Below are 17,279 nucleotides of genomic sequence, written 5' to 3' on the forward strand. Positions count from 1 at the left end.
ATGAAACAATTATTCATAGTGCTTTCTTTACTCTTTTTACTGACTTCATGTGGAAGTTCAAAAACGACAACATCTAGAACAAGAGCTACTGCTAGGGTCAAAGATATAAGCGCATCAAAGATGGATCGCATTATTAACCAAGCACAATCATTTGCAGGTACTCGATATAAATTTGGTGGTACTACAAGAAAGGGAATGGACTGCTCTGGATTGATTTACATTGCCTTTCAAAAAGAAAATATAGTTCTACCTCGTATCTCCAGACAGATGGCAGAAAGAGGTCAACCTATAAAAGATAAAGACATTTCTAAGGGTGATTTGCTATTTTTTAGAACAAATAAAAGCAGCAAACGCATAAATCATGTAGGACTCGTCACTAAAGTTACAAGTGATGATATTTACTTTATACACGCGACTACTTCAAAAGGCGTACTCACCTCTAACCTCAATGAGCGCTACTGGAATAACGCCTACATCATGGCTAGACGTGTCTTGTAAATTATAAATCACTATATTACTGAAAGTTACACCTCAAAAAAGGTTAATTAGTAATATATTGAAGAGGATTAACACGCCCATTTTAGTAATACTTCTCGCCCTCATTGCTGGGATAATTTGTTATGACGTCTATAAAGTCTCCTTGTTCTGGATAGCTATTATCCTCCTACTCGCTGCATCATTTCTTTTTGTACTCCACAGACGTGCTTTTAAAAGACCTCTCAACGCCATAGCGTTTACCGTAGGTATTGCCATTGTATTTATAACCATAGGCTACTTAACCTCCGAAAGAGCAAACGCGCTAAACAACGAGACGCATTTTACCCACACAAACACTAGCAACCCAAGTACCTTTTTATTCTCGATAGATGAAGTACTAAAACCCACAATGTATCAAGACAAATATGTTGTTACATTAAAGACGATAAACAAAGAAGCTACTTCGGGCAAGGTAATTCTCAATGTCAATAGAGATAGCATATCGCATCGTCTTCGCGTAGGAGAATGGTACTACACAAGAGCTCTACTTTTACCTCTCCCCAAACCCAAAAACCCATATCAATTTGATTACGGAAGCTATTTAAAAAGAAAACAAATACACGGGCAGCTGTCAATTAATAAAAACGTGTTACTCATATCACAACACACCTCTAGCGGATTGAGGGTGTGGTCATCACGCTTTCGCGAAAGCGTACTAAAAGCAATTCACTCTCATTCATTTACTAGCGACCAACTTGCAGTTATAGATGCACTCGTTCTTGGGCAGAAAAATGGTATAGATAAGCAAATGAGCACTCATTATGCATCTGCCGGAATGATGCACATACTTGCCGTCTCCGGGCTGCATGTAGGCATTATACTATTATTGCTACGCTTTATTACCAAACCAATAGCAGACTACAAGCTACGATGGCTTCGGTCTATGATTATTATCGCTATGATTTGGATTTTTGCTTTTATCACTGGATTATCACCCTCAGTATTGAGGGCTGCTACTATGTTTAGCTTTCTTGAGGTAGGACAACAACTAGGCGGAAAAAGAAAAACTACTGATGCCGTTATGGCTTCTGCTGTTCTATTACTTTTATACGATCCATTTCTTATACATCAAGTAGGCTTCCAACTTAGTTATCTCGCTGTTATTGGAATTTTATGGATTCAACCATGGCTATCTTCTTTTTATACTCCGCGGTATTATATAGACAGGCTTCTCTGGGGTATTGCTACGGTTTCTGTTGCTGCCCAGTTAGGCGTACTACCCTTGAGTTTATTTTACTTCCACCAGTTTCCAGGATTATTTTTTCTGTCTAATGTTATCATTATTCCATTTCTAGGAATCATATTAGGCGGCGGTATTCTAGTTGTATTACTTGCTGTATTAGATATCTTACCAGAGACTTTAGTAACGACGTATGGCTACGCCATAGACCTAATGAATGGATTTATTTTTTGGGTAGCTAATAAAGAGGCCTTTATCACAGATCACATCACGATAAGTTTTGCATTACTTATAGGCTTATATCTCTGCATTGTTTTCAGTATTTCTTTATTCAAAAAATACAATAATCCCAGACTTGTACCGGCATCTCTATCTATGGTATTGTTGACCTCTATTATTATTTATGAGAAAAGTAATCCTCCCGCTACGCATCTCACTATTTTCAACAAAAGCAAATCTACCATGATAGGTACTTTCCACATCTCCACGCTTAAAATACATAGCGCAGACTCATTACATACCATAATACAAGATAGTAGAGTACGCAATTATAAGGATGGCTTGCGTGTAGATAAAGTAACTGTAGAAGGCATGCAGAACTATTTTCGCTTTAAGCGAAAAGAAATACTCGTTATAGATAGTCTTGGCATATATCAATTAGCTAATGCAAATCCAGATTACATACTTCTCACCCAGTCCCCAAAGATTAATATGAACAGACTTACAGAGAGATTTCCAAAAGCTCAAATCATTGCAGATGCATCAAACTACAAAAGTTACATCACTAGATGGAAAACAACATGTTTAAATAAAAAAATCCCTTTTCATAGTATTTATGAAAAGGGAGCTTATATAATTGAATGATTTTTTCTAATTAGGCCATGAGTACTCAAACTCTTCTTGATAGGTTGCCCACTTCTCTTGAGTAGTAATCTCTTTATAATCATCATTACCCACCATCTTCACGTATATTTCTAAACGCTTAGGAGAGTGATAACCTACAATAGGCTGGATATAATTACCTTTTTCGTCAAAGAATACCATACTTGGATACCCCTGAAGTTTTAAAGCCTGTGCAAGTTCATGCTGACTGTTACGCCCTCTTGATTTTTTAGGATCATGACGCGGGTTGGTATATGTGTTACCTAAGTAATTAATTACTTCTGTACCTTCTGCGTTAAATTTTACCGCGTAGTAGTTTTCATTTATAAAAGCAGCTACATCTGGATTTGCAAAGGTGTTTTTGTCTAACATTTTACAAGGTCCACACCATACAGTGTAAACATCCATAAAAATCTTTTTAGGCTCTTTTTGTTGGGCAGCAAGCGCCTCATCCATGGTCATCCAGTTAATCTTCTGGGCACTCATAGTTCCCGTCGCAATAAATAGAAGAAGGTATAATACTTTTTTCATTAGATTCTTTCCTTTAGAGGTAGTCTGTTTATGTTTCAAATTCTTACAGACAAAAAACGTTCCACAAAATAGGGAACGTTTTTAAATTATACTATTAAATGTGCTTAGCGTATACCATGCATCATTCTAATAAGTGTTTTATTTAATAATAACATTACAACACCTGCTGCTGCTGGTATTACGGTAAAAATCAAAAAGAAGATTGCCATTCCATGCTCCTCAACTATTGGATCAATATAACTACCCGTTATACCCGCTGCAAAGTTTGCTATAAAGTTTGCAACAAACCAGATACCAAACATAAGCCCAACAAGTTTTGCTGGTGCAAGTTTACTTACATATGAAAGTCCCACTGGTGATACACATAACTCTCCTAGTGTATGGAATAAATATGCAAGTACTAGAAATACCATACTTACAGAAGCAGTTTTTGCACCTAATGGGATTCCCATAGATCCAAAAGAAAGAATACCAAAACCAAGACCTAAAAGAATAAGTCCAATAGCAAACTTTACTGGTCCGCTAGGGTTGTATTTGCTCTTCCATATTTTTGAAAATAAAGGAGCAAATGCAATGATAAAGAATGAATTTAATATTCCGAACCAAGAAGCAGGTACTTCTGGAGCGTCATCTGCAAACTGACGAGATAACATCCAGATTACAATTCCCCAAATGATAACAAAACCTAAGCCTAAGATAATATTAGAAAGTGCGTATTTACCATACGTTTGCTTAAATAACATCGCTAATACCCATGTAATAATAAGCATAGGAACTACTGTAAGTATTGTGTTGACTATTTTAAAAGTCATACCGCTACTACCTTCAAGAACTCTATCTGTATAATCTGCTGCAAAGATGGTCATAGATCCTCCTGCTTGCTCAAATGCCCACCAAAAGAAAATAGTGAAAAATGCAAGAACACTAATTACAATTAAACGATCACGAGTTACTTTAGACTTTTCGGCATCGTCAATAACATCTTCAATACTATCTGCAGCATTTTCAACGCCATCTTCTAAGACATCATCAAGTTCACCAGCTTTTGCTGGTGCTGATCCTATCTTACCAAAGATACCTTGAGCAAAATAAAACTGAAGCATTCCCACAAGCATGAAAATTCCCGCAAGCCCAAATCCATAATGCCATCCAACAGATTCTCCAATATAACCACAAAGTAAAATACCTAAAAAAGCTCCGGAGTTAATACCCATGTAAAATATGGTATATCCCGCATCCTTTTCTTTACCTTGATCCTTATACAACTGCCCTACCATCGAAGAAATATTCGGCTTAAACATACCGTTACCAATGATGAGTAATATAAGACCTGCATAAAAGAAAATGTCTGAACTAATCTCAAAAGCCATAGATGCGTGACCTAGTGTCATCAATAAGGCACCTATGATTACGGCTTTTCTATATCCTGTAATCTTATCAGCTATTAAACCTCCTAATATCGGAGTCACATAAACTAGACCTGTATAGAACGCATATAACTGTAGTGCCTCTGCTCGCTCCCAGCCCCATCCGCCATCAATAATAGCTGACACTAAAAATAAAACAAGTAATGCACGCATTCCATAGTAGGAAAATCGTTCCCACATTTCTGTAAAAAAGAGAACAAAAAGACCTGAAGGATGCCCTAAAACTGTCTTTTGATTGGTTTCAGAACCACCGAATTTATATTCCATATTGTATTATTTATTTACTGCTAATATAAGTTGTTTATCCTTAAAGTTTCTCTTTTATGAATTCTGTCATCATTGTATATAAATGAAAACGCGTATTCCCACCATAGATACCGTGGTTTCTATCTGGATAATTGAAGTAGTCAAATTGCTTATTTGCTTGTACTAAAGCCTCTACGAGACGCGTAGAGTTTTGCACATGCACATTATCATCTCCACCTCCATGCACAAGTAATAAATCACCTTCCATCTTATCTACGTGGCTCATAGGAGAGTTGTTATCATACCCACTTGCATTTTCTTGCGGAGTTTGCATGTAACGCTCTGTATAAATAGAATCATAAAACCTCCAAGAAGTAACTGGTGCAACAGCGATCGCCATTTCAAAGGTATCTGCTCCTTGGAAAAGACAATTAGACGCCATAAAGCCTCCATAACTCCATCCCCAGATTCCTGTGCGATTTTCATCTATGTATGGACGTTCACTTAATTGTTTAGCAGCTGCTATTTGATCTTGCACTTCATACTTCCCTAATTCTTTCTGAGTGATTTTCTTAAAATCACGTCCTTTTAATCCTGTTCCTCTAGGATCTACACAAACCACGATATAGTCGTTCTGAGCAAGCATCTGGAACCAGTAATCATTACCTGTATCCCATTTATTTGCAACGCTTTGTGATCCAGGCCCAGAGTACTGAGTCATAAATAACGGATACTTTTTATTAGGATCAAAGTTTGTAGGTTTAATCATATATGCATTAAGAGAAACTCCGTTTACGTCAATCTCAAAAAATTCCTTTGGAGAGATATCATAAGTAGCATAAAGCTCTTTGAGATCATTATTGTCTTTTATAACACGTATTTGCTTTCCATCCCTAGCATCGTTAAGTGTAAAACGATAAGGCGTTGTTGTGTTTGAGTATGTATGAATGAAGTTGCTAAAGTCTGCACTAAAATCGGCATCATTTGTTCCTTCCTTTATAGCGAGTGCTTGCTTCTTTTTACCGTTAAGTCCTATCGCGTAAACCCCTCGGTTGATTGAACCATTTTCTGAGCTTTGGTAAAATATCCTTTTTGTTTTTGCATCATAACCGTAATATCCTGTCACTTCCCAGTCGCCTGAGGTTACTTGGCTTTTAAGAGTTCCATCTGCATTGTGGTGATACACGTGATTCCATCCATCTTTTTCACTCGTCCAGATAAAGCTGTTATCTTCTAGAAAAGTAAGATTATCTGTTACATCCACGTAAGCCTTATCCGTTTCAAGAACAGCGAGTTTTGTTTGATAGGTAGCCGCATTAAAAAGTGACAACTTCAATGTGTCTTGATGACGATTTAAAGTTTGTACAGAAAGTACGTTTGGATCTTTTGACCAAGATATACGTGGAATATAGTACCCAGCGTTATCACCTAGATTTATCTCAACATCCTTTGCTTTACGGCTATTTCCGCTATCTAAGTTGTGAAGGCGTAATGTTACTTTTGCATTTGCCTCACCAGCTTTAGGGTATTTAAAAACTGACTGTGTCTGGTAAAGCTCTTTGCCATAAATATCCATAGAGAATTCTGGCACATCTGTTTCGTCAAAACGTATATAAGCTATCTTCTTGCTATCTGCACTCCAATCAAAGGCGCGCACAAAACCAAATTCTTCTTCATAAACCCAATCCGTAATACCGTTTATAATACTATTTTTCTTTCCATCTATAGTAAGCTGCTGGGTTGTACCTTCTGCGATGTTAAATACATATAAGTTGTTACCCTTTCCGTAAGCAATCATCGTCCCATCAGGAGAAAATGTAGGCTCTTGGATAAGATCATCTGATACCTTTGTTAGCTTTCGCGAAAGCGTATTCCAAACATAAAATTCGCCTAGCGTAGATCTTCTAAAGATTGACTGTAGTTTGGTCGCTAGCAAGACTTGCTTTTCATCACCACTAAATTCATAACTGATGAAGTAATCAAGACCTTCAATGTCTGCACTGCTTACTGCTGTGCGCACTTTATCTCCCGTTGCATAGCTGTAAATATCTACACTTCCCGTACGTGATGCTCTATCAAAGTTTTGAACGGCATACTCTTGTCCGTTTGCCATGGAGTGAATAGACTGGAGTCTCTCTGCACTAAAAGTGCCTTCTTTCCATATATCTTCAAGGGTGATTTGCTTTTTTTGCGCAGTTGCGCTCTGGATTGCCATGAGTAAAATGGCACTCAAAAAGAGTTGTATTTTCATATATAATTGCTAATTCTAGTAATGTATCTCAATTTTACTAAAAATAACGCAAAAAGCCCCGTAAAAGCTGTTAAATAGCGCCATATTGTTAAGAAATAAAATCACTAGATTACTTACACAAAGCTAGGTTTACCTCATTCTCAGTATCTTTGACACTTTTATAAATACAGCTTAATGACAAAGGCAATATCAGGATTTTCAAGACTTTCAAAAACAGAGAAAATTGCGTGGCTCACGTCTACGTATTTTGAAAATCCAACACAGGCAACTGAGGTGCTATCATCTTACTGGAATGATGATAAAAAATTACAACAGCTACACGATGAGTTTATAGAAAACACCATCACTAACTACTACTTACCACTAGGTGTTGCGCCAAACTTTGTTATAAATGATCGTATTTATACCATTCCCATGGCTATCGAGGAGAGCTCTGTGGTAGCTGCCGCAAGTAAAGCGGCTAAATTCTGGAAAGATAGAGGTGGTTTTAAAACTACCGTACTAGGAACTACAAAAGTAGGCCAAGTACATTTTACCTATGATGGTGATGCGTCGCTTTTGACATCATTTTTTGAATCCATCAAGCCACAGTTAATTGCAGATACTGCTGCAATCACAAAAAACATGGAGAAACGTGGTGGTGGCATTAAAGACATCACGCTCGTAAATAAAACCCAAGCAGTAGCAGATTATTACCAACTTCATTGCACTTTTGAAACGCTAAATGCAATGGGAGCCAATTTTATAAATAGTTGTCTAGAACAATTTGCAACGACACTTAAAGCGGGTTTTGAGGAAGAAGTACGCTTTCGCGAAAGCGGTGCAAACCTCTCTATTATCATGTCTATTTTATCAAACTACGTTCCAGATTGTGTAGTGCGAGCAGAGGTAAGTTGTCCAGTAGCTGATCTTTCTGAAAAGAATATAGATGGTGCACAATTTGCTAAAAAATTCATACAAGCTATTGCCATTGCCGAAGAGGAACCTTACCGCGCAGTTACTCACAACAAAGGAATAATGAATGGTATTGATGCTGTAATTCTTGCCACTGGAAACGACTTTAGAGCCGTAGAGGCTGGCGTGCACGCATATGCTGCTAGGGACGGGCAATATAGAAGTCTCACACATGCTAGCGTAAATAATGGAATATTTAAATTTTGGATTGAGGTACCACTCGCACTAGGAACCGTAGGCGGACTTACAAAATTACATCCGCTGGTAAAATGGTCTATGGAATTGCTAGAAAACCCATCTGCGCAAGAACTTATGCAAATTGTAGCTGTTGCGGGACTTGCACAAAACTTTGCAGCCTTAAAATCACTCACTACAACGGGAATTCAAGAAGGACACATGAAAATGCACCTCATGAATATCCTTAATCAAATGGAAGCAACTACTGCAGAAAAACAAGAAACAGTCACTCATTTTAAGACCAACACGGTTACACACAGCGCCGTTGTTTCTTTTATAGAAGCACTACGCTCATAAGTAGCCCACAAACACAAATACACAAAGTGAACTCATCTTTTTACAGCCATGGTAAGTTATTATTAACCGCAGAATATCTGGTTCTTGATGGTGCAGAAGCACTTGCGCTTCCCACAACCAGAGGTCAGAAACTTACAGTCACAACAACGCAAGATCCGGGCCTACGTTGGAAAAGCGAGCTACATGATGGTTCCACATGGTTTGAAACCCATTTTACATTACCCATAAAAGACTGCGCAGTTCCTAATGGGGATATCCCGCAGCGCTTACTTACCATATTACAAGCAGCACAAGAACTTAATCCACAGTTTTTACAAGGGCAAGAAGGGCTTATAGCAACTAGCACTTTAGAATTCCCAAGAGATTGGGGTCTGGGCTCCTCCTCTACTCTTATTGCAAACATTGCTTTATGGGCTCAAGTTAACCCTTATAAGCTACTTGAAATGACTTTTGGAGGAAGTGGTTATGATATTGCCTCTGCAACAGCACAGAGCGCCATTACCTACCAGAGAACGAAAAGCGATCCAATCGTCAAAAGTGTAACTTTTGACCCCGACTTTAAAGAAAACATCTTCTTTATACACCTCAATAAAAAGCAGAACAGTAGACAAAGCATTAAGCACTATAGAAGCTTAGACAGCAACTTACTCCTCAACGAGGTTTCTCATTTTTCTCAACTTACTACAGCTGTCAAAGAAACCAAGGCACTTCAAGCTTTTGAACAACTGCTTACTGAGCACGAAGAAAGACTTTCAAAAATCATCAAAACTCCTACTATTAAAAGTGAGCTATTTTCTGACTATCCACACCTCATTAAGAGTTTAGGAGGTTGGGGAGGTGATTTTGTAATGGTTACCGGAGAAGCTCAAGAAATGGAGTATTTTAAAAACAAAGGCTTTCATACTATCATCCCGTACAACGAGATGATACTAAACTTCTAAGAACGATTTACAGATAAGTTTTACGCTTTCGCGAAAGCGAACTAACACCATGATAAACTAAAAAGGCTCGAACATAACGTTCGAGCCTTTTTAATAATTATGTAATTCAACTACTAGTAAAAAGTAGCTCTGTTATCTTCAATTTCTGCAGCTTCCTTAAGTGCATTAAGCACTTTAGAACTTACTGCTACTCTAGCCTTTTGAGCTTCTTGAGTTGCAAATGATGCGTAGTTTTCAAGCGCCGGTGCTTCCGTAATTTTTGTTACTTGAACCACATAAACTCCTCTTGAACCTTCAATAGGATCAGAAATTTCTCCCTCTTTTAATCCAAACGCCGCTCCTACAACTTTAGGCTCATTACCTGCTCCAGCAATCGTAGGCGCATTCATAGATATTGCAGATGCAGTTTTTACAGTTTGGCTTTGTGACTGTGCCATCTCTGCAAGTGTAGCTCCAGAGAGCTTGTCTTTTATGATAGCAGCTTTCTTCATGTTACGTAGTATAGGAGTTACCTGAGTAGATACATCCTCTACACGCTCCGTTCCTTTAGGAGTGCGACGAGTAACTTGTGCTACAATATATCCATTGTTTACTGGAAAACGCTTAATATCTCCTACAGAAACTTCTTCCTCAAAAGCCCACTGCACGATTGAACGTTGAGCTCCTTCTCCAGGAAGATTCTCATCCATTGCACGTATACGCTGCACTGGTCTTACTGTGTAACCATTTTCTGTTGCTACTTCTTGAAAATCTCCATCTTGTGCAGCTAATTCAAATTTTTGAGTTGTATTGTAGATAGATGAAATTGTTTTATCTGATGGTACAATCTCTTTTACTACCGTTGCTACTTTAATTACATCCTGAAGATTCTTTTGATCTGTAATCTCAATCACGTGGTAACCAAAGTTTGTTTCGGCTATACCTACAGATCCAGTTTTATTATCAACGATAAAGTCTCTATATCCTTCAGCAAAGAGATTTGGATTTTGGTAATCAAGATCTCCTCCATTTTCGCTGTTACTCTTATCTGAAGAAAACTCTTTTGCTAGCTCTTCAAATTTCCCACTGTTTCTTTTTATAACTGAAAGCAAACTATCTGCAAGATTCTTTGCTTCTTCTTTAGTACGAGTGGCAGATGAAGGAACAGGTCCTCTCTGAGTATTTGTAACCGCTCCTTTAAAATCAATTAAAATATGACGTGACTTTACTGAGTCTGGCATTTTTCTCACATCCATTACACGAGAAAGGTTCATGTAATTGTTATCCTTATAAGGACCGTAAACACCTCCTTTGCCTAAGGCAAATAATGTATCTGCGTTTGTTGCAGGTAAGTTCTTTTTAAAGAACCAACGATTTACATAAGGAATATCTGAATTGTCTAATAAGAAATCTTCTACTCTATCTGTCTTATCAAATCCTGCAAGTGTTTCCGTCACTCCAGTTGCACCATTACGTGAGGTGTACTCATTTCTAAGTTTAGATAATTCAGCTTTAAGTGCATTTTCATCTTCTAATGAAGCTTCTTCTGAAAATTTCACAAAACGAATGCTACGTGTTTCGTCTGTTTTATACTCTTCTTTATGCTCATTTACATATTTCTGAATTTCTTCTTTGCTTACCGGTGCCTCTTCATCTGGAACTGAAGTATAAGGAACTTGTACAAACTGTATATCTACATTATTGTTATCAAGTCTGTAAGCAATCTCACCATCTTTAAGTGTAGATCCTACTCCTGCTTTTATAAGGTTGTAGTATATACTTTGCTTTTCTTGATTTCTTAAGTTTTCTTCAAAATTTAACCAGTTTTGGTAATCATTAGGATTCTGGCTCTCTTTAAGAGTTGCGATAAATTCTTGCATCTTCCCCTCACTAAAGAAACCATCACCATCTTGAAAACGTGTGTCGTTTTGCAATGCTTGCTTAAGCAATTCTTGCGTGCGGTCTCTACCTACTTCAATACCTAACTCTTCATACTGCTCTTCAAGAACAACACGATTAATCTCTTGCTCCCACACTGTATTTACAGCACGTGTAGTTGAGGCATTTGCTCCTAATCTACGTGTTTGCTCCTCTACTTTTGAAGCAAAAGCTTCACGATCAATATTTACTCCATTAATAGATGCTACGCGATTTTGCTTATCAGCATTGAAACCTCCACTATCTAAAATTGAAGAAAAAATGAATGCAAATAGCGCAAGTGCGATAATGATTATCAAAAAGATGCTCTTGCTACGTATTTTATTTAAAATTGCCATTGTCTGTTGTTTATGCTATAATAGTGGGCGAAAATACCATTTTCTCCCATAATAAAAAATAAAAAAATAAGCCAATTTAGTCTTTAGAAATACGGACTTCCAAGAGTTCAATTTTTGTATTTGAAGTCTCAAGGATATGAAAGATTATACCGTCTATCTCTATGTTCTCTCCTTCTTGTGGTATTTCCTCTGCATGGCTCACTACTAAACCTCCTAAAGTCTCATAGTTTTCACTCTCTGGAAGGTTCAACCTATAGGTCTCATTGAGGTAATCTACTTCATGTCTAGCAGAGAGTTTATAATGATCTTCTCCTAGCTGCTCCTCAATAAGCTCTGCTGTATCATGCTCATCCTCGATCTCACCAAAAAGCTCTTCTACAATATCTTCTACGGTCATCATGCCACTCGTACCACCATATTCATCAATAACAACACAGATACTCTTGCGCTTCTTTGTGAGCATATTCAACACATCTTTAACAAGCATTGTTTCTGGCACATATACCACAGGCATTAGAACACTACTTATTGTTTTAGGCTTTTTAAACAACTCAAAAGAGTGCACGTATCCTATGATATCATCTATTGTATCCTTATATACAAGTATCTTAGAAAGCCCAGTTTCTATAAATATTTTGTTAATCGCCGCTGGCGTAGTACGTTCATCTACCGCTATAATCTCAGTACGAGGAAGCATTACTTCTCTAGACTTAACCTCAGAAAATTCGAGAGCATTTTGAAATATCTGGATTTCCGTATCTACTTCATCTTGATCATTTACAGATTCCATTTGCTCAGAAATATAATTTCCTAATTCCACTTTCGTGAAAGCTAGTTGCACTTCATCTCCATCTGTTTTAAACAAATATTTAAGTACTAAGTCTGAAACCCAAATTATAAAAGCACTTAAAAAATAAAACAGCAGATAGAAAATATAGGCAGGTATAGCAAAAAACTTAAGCAGCTTATTTGCATAAATCTGAAAAAATACTTTTGGTAAAAATTCTGCAGTAATTAGAATGACAATGGTAGAAATAATAGTCTGACTCAATAGACTGAATTCTTGGACGAATGTTTCTAACCACGTCAAATTTTCGCCGAAAGGCAAACCCTCAAGCCACCCTTGCAAGAGTGCTCCCATAAAATAACCATATACCACCAAAGCAATATTATTGCCCAGTAACATGGTTGCGATAAACTTTGAAGGTCTCGCAGTAAGACGAGTTAATACAATAGAAAGAAAATCATTCTGCTTTTTTTCTATTTCGATATGGATTTTGTTTGCCGAGATATATGCAATCTCCATTCCTGAGAAGAATGCAGATAATATTAATGAGCAACAAACGACAATTATCTGGACTTCAAAGCTGCCCATTAAGAGTTTTTCCTGTTTTCAAATTTCTTACGAAAGTGACGTCTAAAGAAATACATACCCACACTTATAGCAAAGAAAAATAAAAATAAATAAGCTCTGGGCTGATCTTCTCCCCATAGTGATACTACTTTATATCCTGCTAGTACAGCTACTATGATATATACGTACTCCGTGTATTTTGCATATCGCATCATAAGTCTTCTTTATTTTCTTTAACGTATTGTTTACTTACGTTGTTTAAAGATACAAAATTTGTAAAGTCTTCATTAGAATCAAAAAGGTCTCCATCATTGCGGGAGCCATCTTTTGTAATAATGGTATAAGGTTGATCTGTAAAAATCCAGTTATTAGTTTGATCCCAATACAACTGCTCTGCTTTAAGTGTAACAGAATCACTAGTTACAAGCGTCACGTTCTTCTGCAGGTCTATAAGATTTGTATATTTATACCGTATAGCATAATCTGAGGTGATCACATTCTCTTTATCGTCATCTATAAAAATAACTTCAACACCTTCTGGAAACTCCTCATATGGAAAAGGCGAGTTTGCATAATTCTTTATATATGGTGTTTTAAGGTGAGCCGTTACCTTTCCAGAGTCTGTATATTTTAAGTTGATACCTCTTCCCTCAGTAACAGGCCCGTCAGACTTGATACTCATTTTACGTATCTCCTCCCCGTTATCACCACAACTTAAAAACAAAGTCACGGCAAAAGCCGTGACTAAGAATTTTAATATATTTCTATGTTGTAGATACATTAGTTACCTGGAACTCTTACGCTTGATCCAATCCAACATCCTATTTTAATAGTTTGACCACCTTTTCCAGATTGAAATATATCTGCCTTGCTTGGTGCTATTGCTCTGTAACTTGCTGCAGTTTTATTTGCAGTCCCTGCTAATGATGGACTTACTCGTCCTGCTCTTTCTGCAGTACTTGCAGCTAACCAATATACCGCTCTTTTATCAAAAGCATTTTCTCCACAGTTATTTGCACTTGCTGCATACATTGCTGCAATATTTAAGTAAGCTTGACCTAAAGTACCATCTTCAGATAATGCCTTATTGAATAAGCCTCTTGCTTTACCATAGCTTCCTGCTTTTTTAGCTTGAAGTGCAAGTCTGTAATAAGCGCTTGCTCTTTCTTTTGGATCTGTTTCAAGATCAATAGCTTCTTGGTAATATCTAGACTCCGCAGCTGTATCTCCTCTGTTTCCAGCCAGAATACCTAAATATTTTGCAGATTTGGCTGAAGGCTCAAGTCTGTGTAAGTTTTCAACCATTTGCTTAAATAAGTCTGTATCAGTACAATCTTTTCCAGCAAGACGTCCAGCAGCTTTCTTAATCCATTCCTTGTCATTTTTCATAGACTCAAAATCTTTTTGGTAAAGCGGTACTAGGTTCTCACAATTACCTAATGCTCCCATTGCCCCATCAGTACTTCCTCCAAATATTCCAAAAGCTCTAAGGTTAGTTTCATAACCTTTTACTCTTCTTTTCTCCTTTGCACTAAGTGCTGTACCAGCCTCTTCTTTATCTAAAAGAGCTTGTAGTTTAGTATCAAGAACAGTTGCTTCCTTTCCTAATTTGCTTTGAGTATCATCATAAAGATCAAAAACATCTTGTAATGGAATTTGCTCTCCTTCTTTATATAAATCTACAGCTAGTTTAAAACGAGTATAGATGCTTTTTGCACTTGATATAGAAGCTGCGTCTAGTTCAAATGCTTTTTGAAATGCATCAAACTGAGATTTCTTAGTTCCTATTTTGCTATCAAACATTATCTGAGCTTGATCTGCTGCGTTTTCACCTTTGTCAGTTTTTCCTGGGAAATACTGCTCTCTTTGCTGTAGCAATAAAATTAAATCTTGAGCTACTGCTTTCTCTTGCTCTCCGCTTGCGGCTTTAAGATCTGCTTTCAGCAGCTTCTCACCATACTGGTATAATGCAAGTGACCAGTTAGGACAGTCTTTTCTAAGTTTTATAAATGGTGCTCTTGCAGCATCCCAGTTCTTAACTTTTGCAGCTTCGTTAAATATAGAACCTGTAGTCATACATTCTTCACTTATTTGAGCTTGAGCAGTAAATCCTACTGTCATTATTATAGCTACAAAAAGTGTGGTCAATTTAGTTTTCATAGTGTTAGGTTTTTCAATTAATTAAATTTACTCTGGACGAACCATAAGTCGTTTACTGATAAGCTTATTCCTACATTAACAAAGTTCTCTTGAATAAGACCTGAACTTGTGGTTCCTCGCTGGCCCATCTCAAACATAAGGTTAAAATTACTTATTCTTCGCCCCGTGGGTAGTCCTACTCCAAAAGATATGCCAAACTCATTTATATCCTCGTTAGACACCACAATACCGCTTTCTTCATACCTAAATCCAGCGCGGTAAGTAATACGATCCCAATAACTTGTAACAGAATTATATTTAGGAATATAAAAACCTCCTATACGCATCTGGCTAGCATCATCAAAAGAAACATCATCTAACGTAAATGTTCTATTACTAAAATTACTCGATTTCTGAGATGTATATTCTGCACCTACATACCACTTATTTACCGCACCTATACCCAAACCTAATGTTAAGGTTGAAGGAAAGTCAAAATCTGTATCCTGTACATCAATCTGCTCAGCATCTACATCTGCACTTACACCTGAATTATTAAAAATCACAGAAGCTACCTGACGTGAATTCTCTGTACTTATACTTGTAGAAGGTGAATATTTTATAGAAGAAGTAAGTTGCAAATTGTCTGATATCATGCGTTCATACTGAGCAGCAAAATCAAATGTAAAACCAGAAAAATCACTACGGTTACTCTCTCGAGTAGCAAGCTCAACACCTTCTTGAGACCTTAAAGCTTCGTTTTGAATATTACCGAAATTATAATGTGTACTAGCACCCACGGTTAAACCTGGCGCCACAGTATATCCTGCAGATAGAAATGCTCTGTTTATACCTCCACGACCACTAAAGGCGTTTACAACATCTTCGTTACTGTCATCTAACTTATACCCTACGGTTGTATATGGCATAAGTCCAAAGCTCACCCCTACTTTTTTAGAAACCGGAAAACCTATCGCTAGGTAATCAAAGGTAGATTTTGAAGAACCCTCTTCCGTAAAGTCGTCTTTTGCCGTAACCTCTTGGTGATTACCACCTACTGTAAAAGTTGTATAACGCAACTTACCTAATGAAGCAGGATTTAATAAATTCAAGTGTAAACTATCACTATAAGACTGTATACCTCCCATAGATTTATTTTCTACAGTACCTTTAAACTGTTGCAAACCTACTCCGTAAAACGAATATGGAGATGTTGTAGCTCCCTCTTGTGTAAGACCCTTAAAGGCCATCATCAACACTGCTACTATAAAAAGTTTTTTAATCATTCTGATATGTTAAGATATAATTGAGGCCCTCTAGCAAAAATTTTGAGTGCGCAAAGATGCTATTTTTTAATCGTTTTGCCAAGAATTCGGCATCACCACCAGTTATTATTACTATTTCCACATTATAATGCTCTTTATAATGAGTTATTGCACCATCCATTTCTAACAAAACACCTTGTACTACCCCGGAATGAATAGCCTCGTTAGTCGTAGTACCCACAATGCTCTCGGGAAGTTGCTTTTCAAGTAGTGGTAAATTTGCCGTGAGATTGTTTAGAGTTTCATATCGCAATCGCAATCCTGGTGATATCGCCCCTCCTTTATAAGAGCCTTCTGCAGTAATAAAATCATAGGTAATACAAGTACCTGTATCTATTATGAGTCCATTTTTTTTAGGATACGCTTTCGCGAAAGCGGAAACCAGCGCAATCCTATCTACACCAAGTGTGTGTGGAGTACCGTAATCGTTTTTAAATGGAAGCGGAGTTTTATGACTGAGAATTATTGTAGGAAATCGCAGCTGCACAGATTGGGCTTGCTCTTTAGAAAGCCTCCCTACAGAGGATATGATCGCTTTCTTAATAGGATACAAGCCTGCAAATTCCCCAACTTCCTCTATAAAATCTTCAAGAAGGAAGTGGTGCCAAGCCTGTAACACATCGCCATTAAAAACAGCCGTTTTGACCCTCGTATTCCCTACATCAATAATAAGTTGCATAAACTATAGTAAGCTTCAAAAATACAAAAGCAATATACCTGCAA

The 17,279-nt window shown here is 37.3% G+C and carries 14 protein-coding genes; 4 read left to right on the forward strand and 10 right to left on the reverse strand.

Features of this window, described 5'->3' with window-relative positions; all coding sequences use genetic code 11:
• Together KRODI_RS03025 and KRODI_RS03030 are read left to right on the forward strand one after the other, a co-directional pair.
• The gene (locus tag KRODI_RS03025) at positions 1-498 is read left to right on the forward strand and encodes a C40 family peptidase (protein ID WP_013750100.1); all 498 of its coding nucleotides are present in this window, start codon (positions 1-3) and stop codon (positions 496-498) included.
• 58 nt (positions 499-556) lie between these two features.
• Complete coding sequence (locus KRODI_RS03030) at positions 557-2,581, forward strand: ComEC/Rec2 family competence protein (RefSeq protein WP_083811788.1); 2,025 nt, start codon at positions 557-559, stop codon at positions 2,579-2,581.
• Positions 2,582-2,587: 6 nt separating this feature from the next.
• Here the strand turns inward: KRODI_RS03030 and KRODI_RS03035 are convergent, their stop codons facing one another.
• The 3 genes from KRODI_RS03035 to KRODI_RS03045 form a co-directional block, all read right to left on the reverse strand.
• A complete protein-coding gene (locus tag KRODI_RS03035; RefSeq protein WP_013750102.1) occupies positions 2,588-3,130 on the reverse strand; it encodes a thioredoxin family protein in 543 nt (180 codons plus the stop codon).
• A 104-nt stretch (positions 3,131-3,234) separates the two neighbouring features.
• Positions 3,235-4,824 carry a peptide MFS transporter gene (locus KRODI_RS03040; RefSeq protein WP_013750103.1) on the reverse strand — a complete coding sequence of 530 codons (1,590 nt, stop codon included), beginning with the start codon at positions 4,822-4,824 and terminating at the stop codon, positions 3,235-3,237.
• 40 nt (positions 4,825-4,864) lie between these two features.
• The gene (locus KRODI_RS03045) at positions 4,865-7,054 is read right to left on the reverse strand and encodes a S9 family peptidase (RefSeq protein WP_013750104.1); all 2,190 of its coding nucleotides are present in this window, start codon (positions 7,052-7,054) and stop codon (positions 4,865-4,867) included.
• Positions 7,055-7,228: 174 nt separating this feature from the next.
• On the opposite strand from KRODI_RS03045, the gene KRODI_RS03050 reads away from it, so the two are divergent.
• Positions 7,229-8,542: a hydroxymethylglutaryl-CoA reductase, degradative gene (locus KRODI_RS03050; RefSeq protein WP_013750105.1), complete on the forward strand. Its 1,314-nt coding sequence runs from the start codon at positions 7,229-7,231 to the stop codon at positions 8,540-8,542.
• Between the two features lie 26 nt (positions 8,543-8,568).
• On the forward strand, positions 8,569-9,483 hold the full coding sequence (locus KRODI_RS03055; protein WP_013750106.1) for a GYDIA family GHMP kinase: 915 nt from the start codon (positions 8,569-8,571) through the stop codon (positions 9,481-9,483).
• Positions 9,484-9,596: 113 nt separating this feature from the next.
• Here KRODI_RS03055 and KRODI_RS03060 read toward each other — a convergent pair whose 3' ends face one another.
• From KRODI_RS03060 to KRODI_RS03090, 7 genes are all read right to left on the reverse strand, one after another.
• A complete protein-coding gene (locus KRODI_RS03060) occupies positions 9,597-11,738 on the reverse strand; it encodes a peptidylprolyl isomerase (protein ID WP_013750107.1) in 2,142 nt (713 codons plus the stop codon).
• A gap of 76 nt (positions 11,739-11,814) precedes the next feature.
• Entirely contained in the window at positions 11,815-13,113 is a 1,299-nt protein-coding gene (locus KRODI_RS03065) for a hemolysin family protein (RefSeq protein ID WP_013750108.1), read from the reverse strand.
• Positions 13,113-13,307, reverse strand: coding sequence for a hypothetical protein (locus tag KRODI_RS03070; protein WP_013750109.1), 195 nt, complete (start codon positions 13,305-13,307; stop codon positions 13,113-13,115). The genes KRODI_RS03065 and KRODI_RS03070 overlap by 1 nt, the downstream gene beginning before the upstream one ends.
• The gene (gene lptC / locus KRODI_RS03075; RefSeq protein WP_013750110.1) at positions 13,304-13,873 is read right to left on the reverse strand and encodes an LPS export ABC transporter periplasmic protein LptC; all 570 of its coding nucleotides are present in this window, start codon (positions 13,871-13,873) and stop codon (positions 13,304-13,306) included. The genes KRODI_RS03070 and lptC overlap by 4 nt, the downstream gene beginning before the upstream one ends.
• Positions 13,873-15,252, reverse strand: a complete 1,380-nt coding sequence (locus tag KRODI_RS03080; protein WP_013750111.1) for a hypothetical protein — start codon at positions 15,250-15,252, stop codon at positions 13,873-13,875. Before KRODI_RS03080 ends, lptC begins: the two co-directional genes overlap by 1 nt.
• 17 nt (positions 15,253-15,269) lie before the next feature.
• On the reverse strand, positions 15,270-16,517 hold the full coding sequence (locus KRODI_RS03085; RefSeq protein ID WP_013750112.1) for a hypothetical protein: 1,248 nt from the start codon (positions 16,515-16,517) through the stop codon (positions 15,270-15,272).
• Positions 16,510-17,235, reverse strand: a complete 726-nt coding sequence (locus tag KRODI_RS03090) for a type III pantothenate kinase (protein WP_013750113.1) — start codon at positions 17,233-17,235, stop codon at positions 16,510-16,512. The genes KRODI_RS03085 and KRODI_RS03090 overlap by 8 nt, the downstream gene beginning before the upstream one ends.
• Between the last annotated feature and the right edge of the window lie 44 nt (positions 17,236-17,279).

This window comes from Dokdonia sp. 4H-3-7-5 (genome assembly GCF_000212355.1).
Lineage (GTDB): Bacteria > Bacteroidota > Bacteroidia > Flavobacteriales > Flavobacteriaceae > Dokdonia.

Excerpts from the sequence above, each read along its gene's own strand:
- KRODI_RS03025 (WP_013750100.1), top strand. The coding sequence starts at position 1 with ATGAAACAATTATTCATAGTGCTTTCTTTACTCTTTTTACTGACTTCA.
- KRODI_RS03035 (WP_013750102.1), bottom strand. The coding sequence starts at position 3,130 with ATGAAAAAAGTATTATACCTTCTTCTATTTATTGCGACGGGAACTATG.
- KRODI_RS03040 (WP_013750103.1), bottom strand. The coding sequence starts at position 4,824 with ATGGAATATAAATTCGGTGGTTCTGAAACCAATCAAAAGACAGTTTTA.
- KRODI_RS03045 (WP_013750104.1), bottom strand. The coding sequence starts at position 7,054 with ATGAAAATACAACTCTTTTTGAGTGCCATTTTACTCATGGCAATCCAG.
- KRODI_RS03050 (WP_013750105.1), top strand. The coding sequence starts at position 7,229 with ATGACAAAGGCAATATCAGGATTTTCAAGACTTTCAAAAACAGAGAAA.
- KRODI_RS03060 (WP_013750107.1), bottom strand. The coding sequence starts at position 11,738 with ATGGCAATTTTAAATAAAATACGTAGCAAGAGCATCTTTTTGATAATC.
- KRODI_RS03065 (WP_013750108.1), bottom strand. The coding sequence starts at position 13,113 with ATGGGCAGCTTTGAAGTCCAGATAATTGTCGTTTGTTGCTCATTAATA.
- KRODI_RS03070 (WP_013750109.1), bottom strand. The coding sequence starts at position 13,307 with ATGATGCGATATGCAAAATACACGGAGTACGTATATATCATAGTAGCT.
- lptC (WP_013750110.1), bottom strand. The coding sequence starts at position 13,873 with ATGTATCTACAACATAGAAATATATTAAAATTCTTAGTCACGGCTTTT.
- KRODI_RS03080 (WP_013750111.1), bottom strand. The coding sequence starts at position 15,252 with ATGAAAACTAAATTGACCACACTTTTTGTAGCTATAATAATGACAGTA.
- KRODI_RS03085 (WP_013750112.1), bottom strand. The coding sequence starts at position 16,517 with ATGATTAAAAAACTTTTTATAGTAGCAGTGTTGATGATGGCCTTTAAG.
- KRODI_RS03090 (WP_013750113.1), bottom strand. The coding sequence starts at position 17,235 with ATGCAACTTATTATTGATGTAGGGAATACGAGGGTCAAAACGGCTGTT.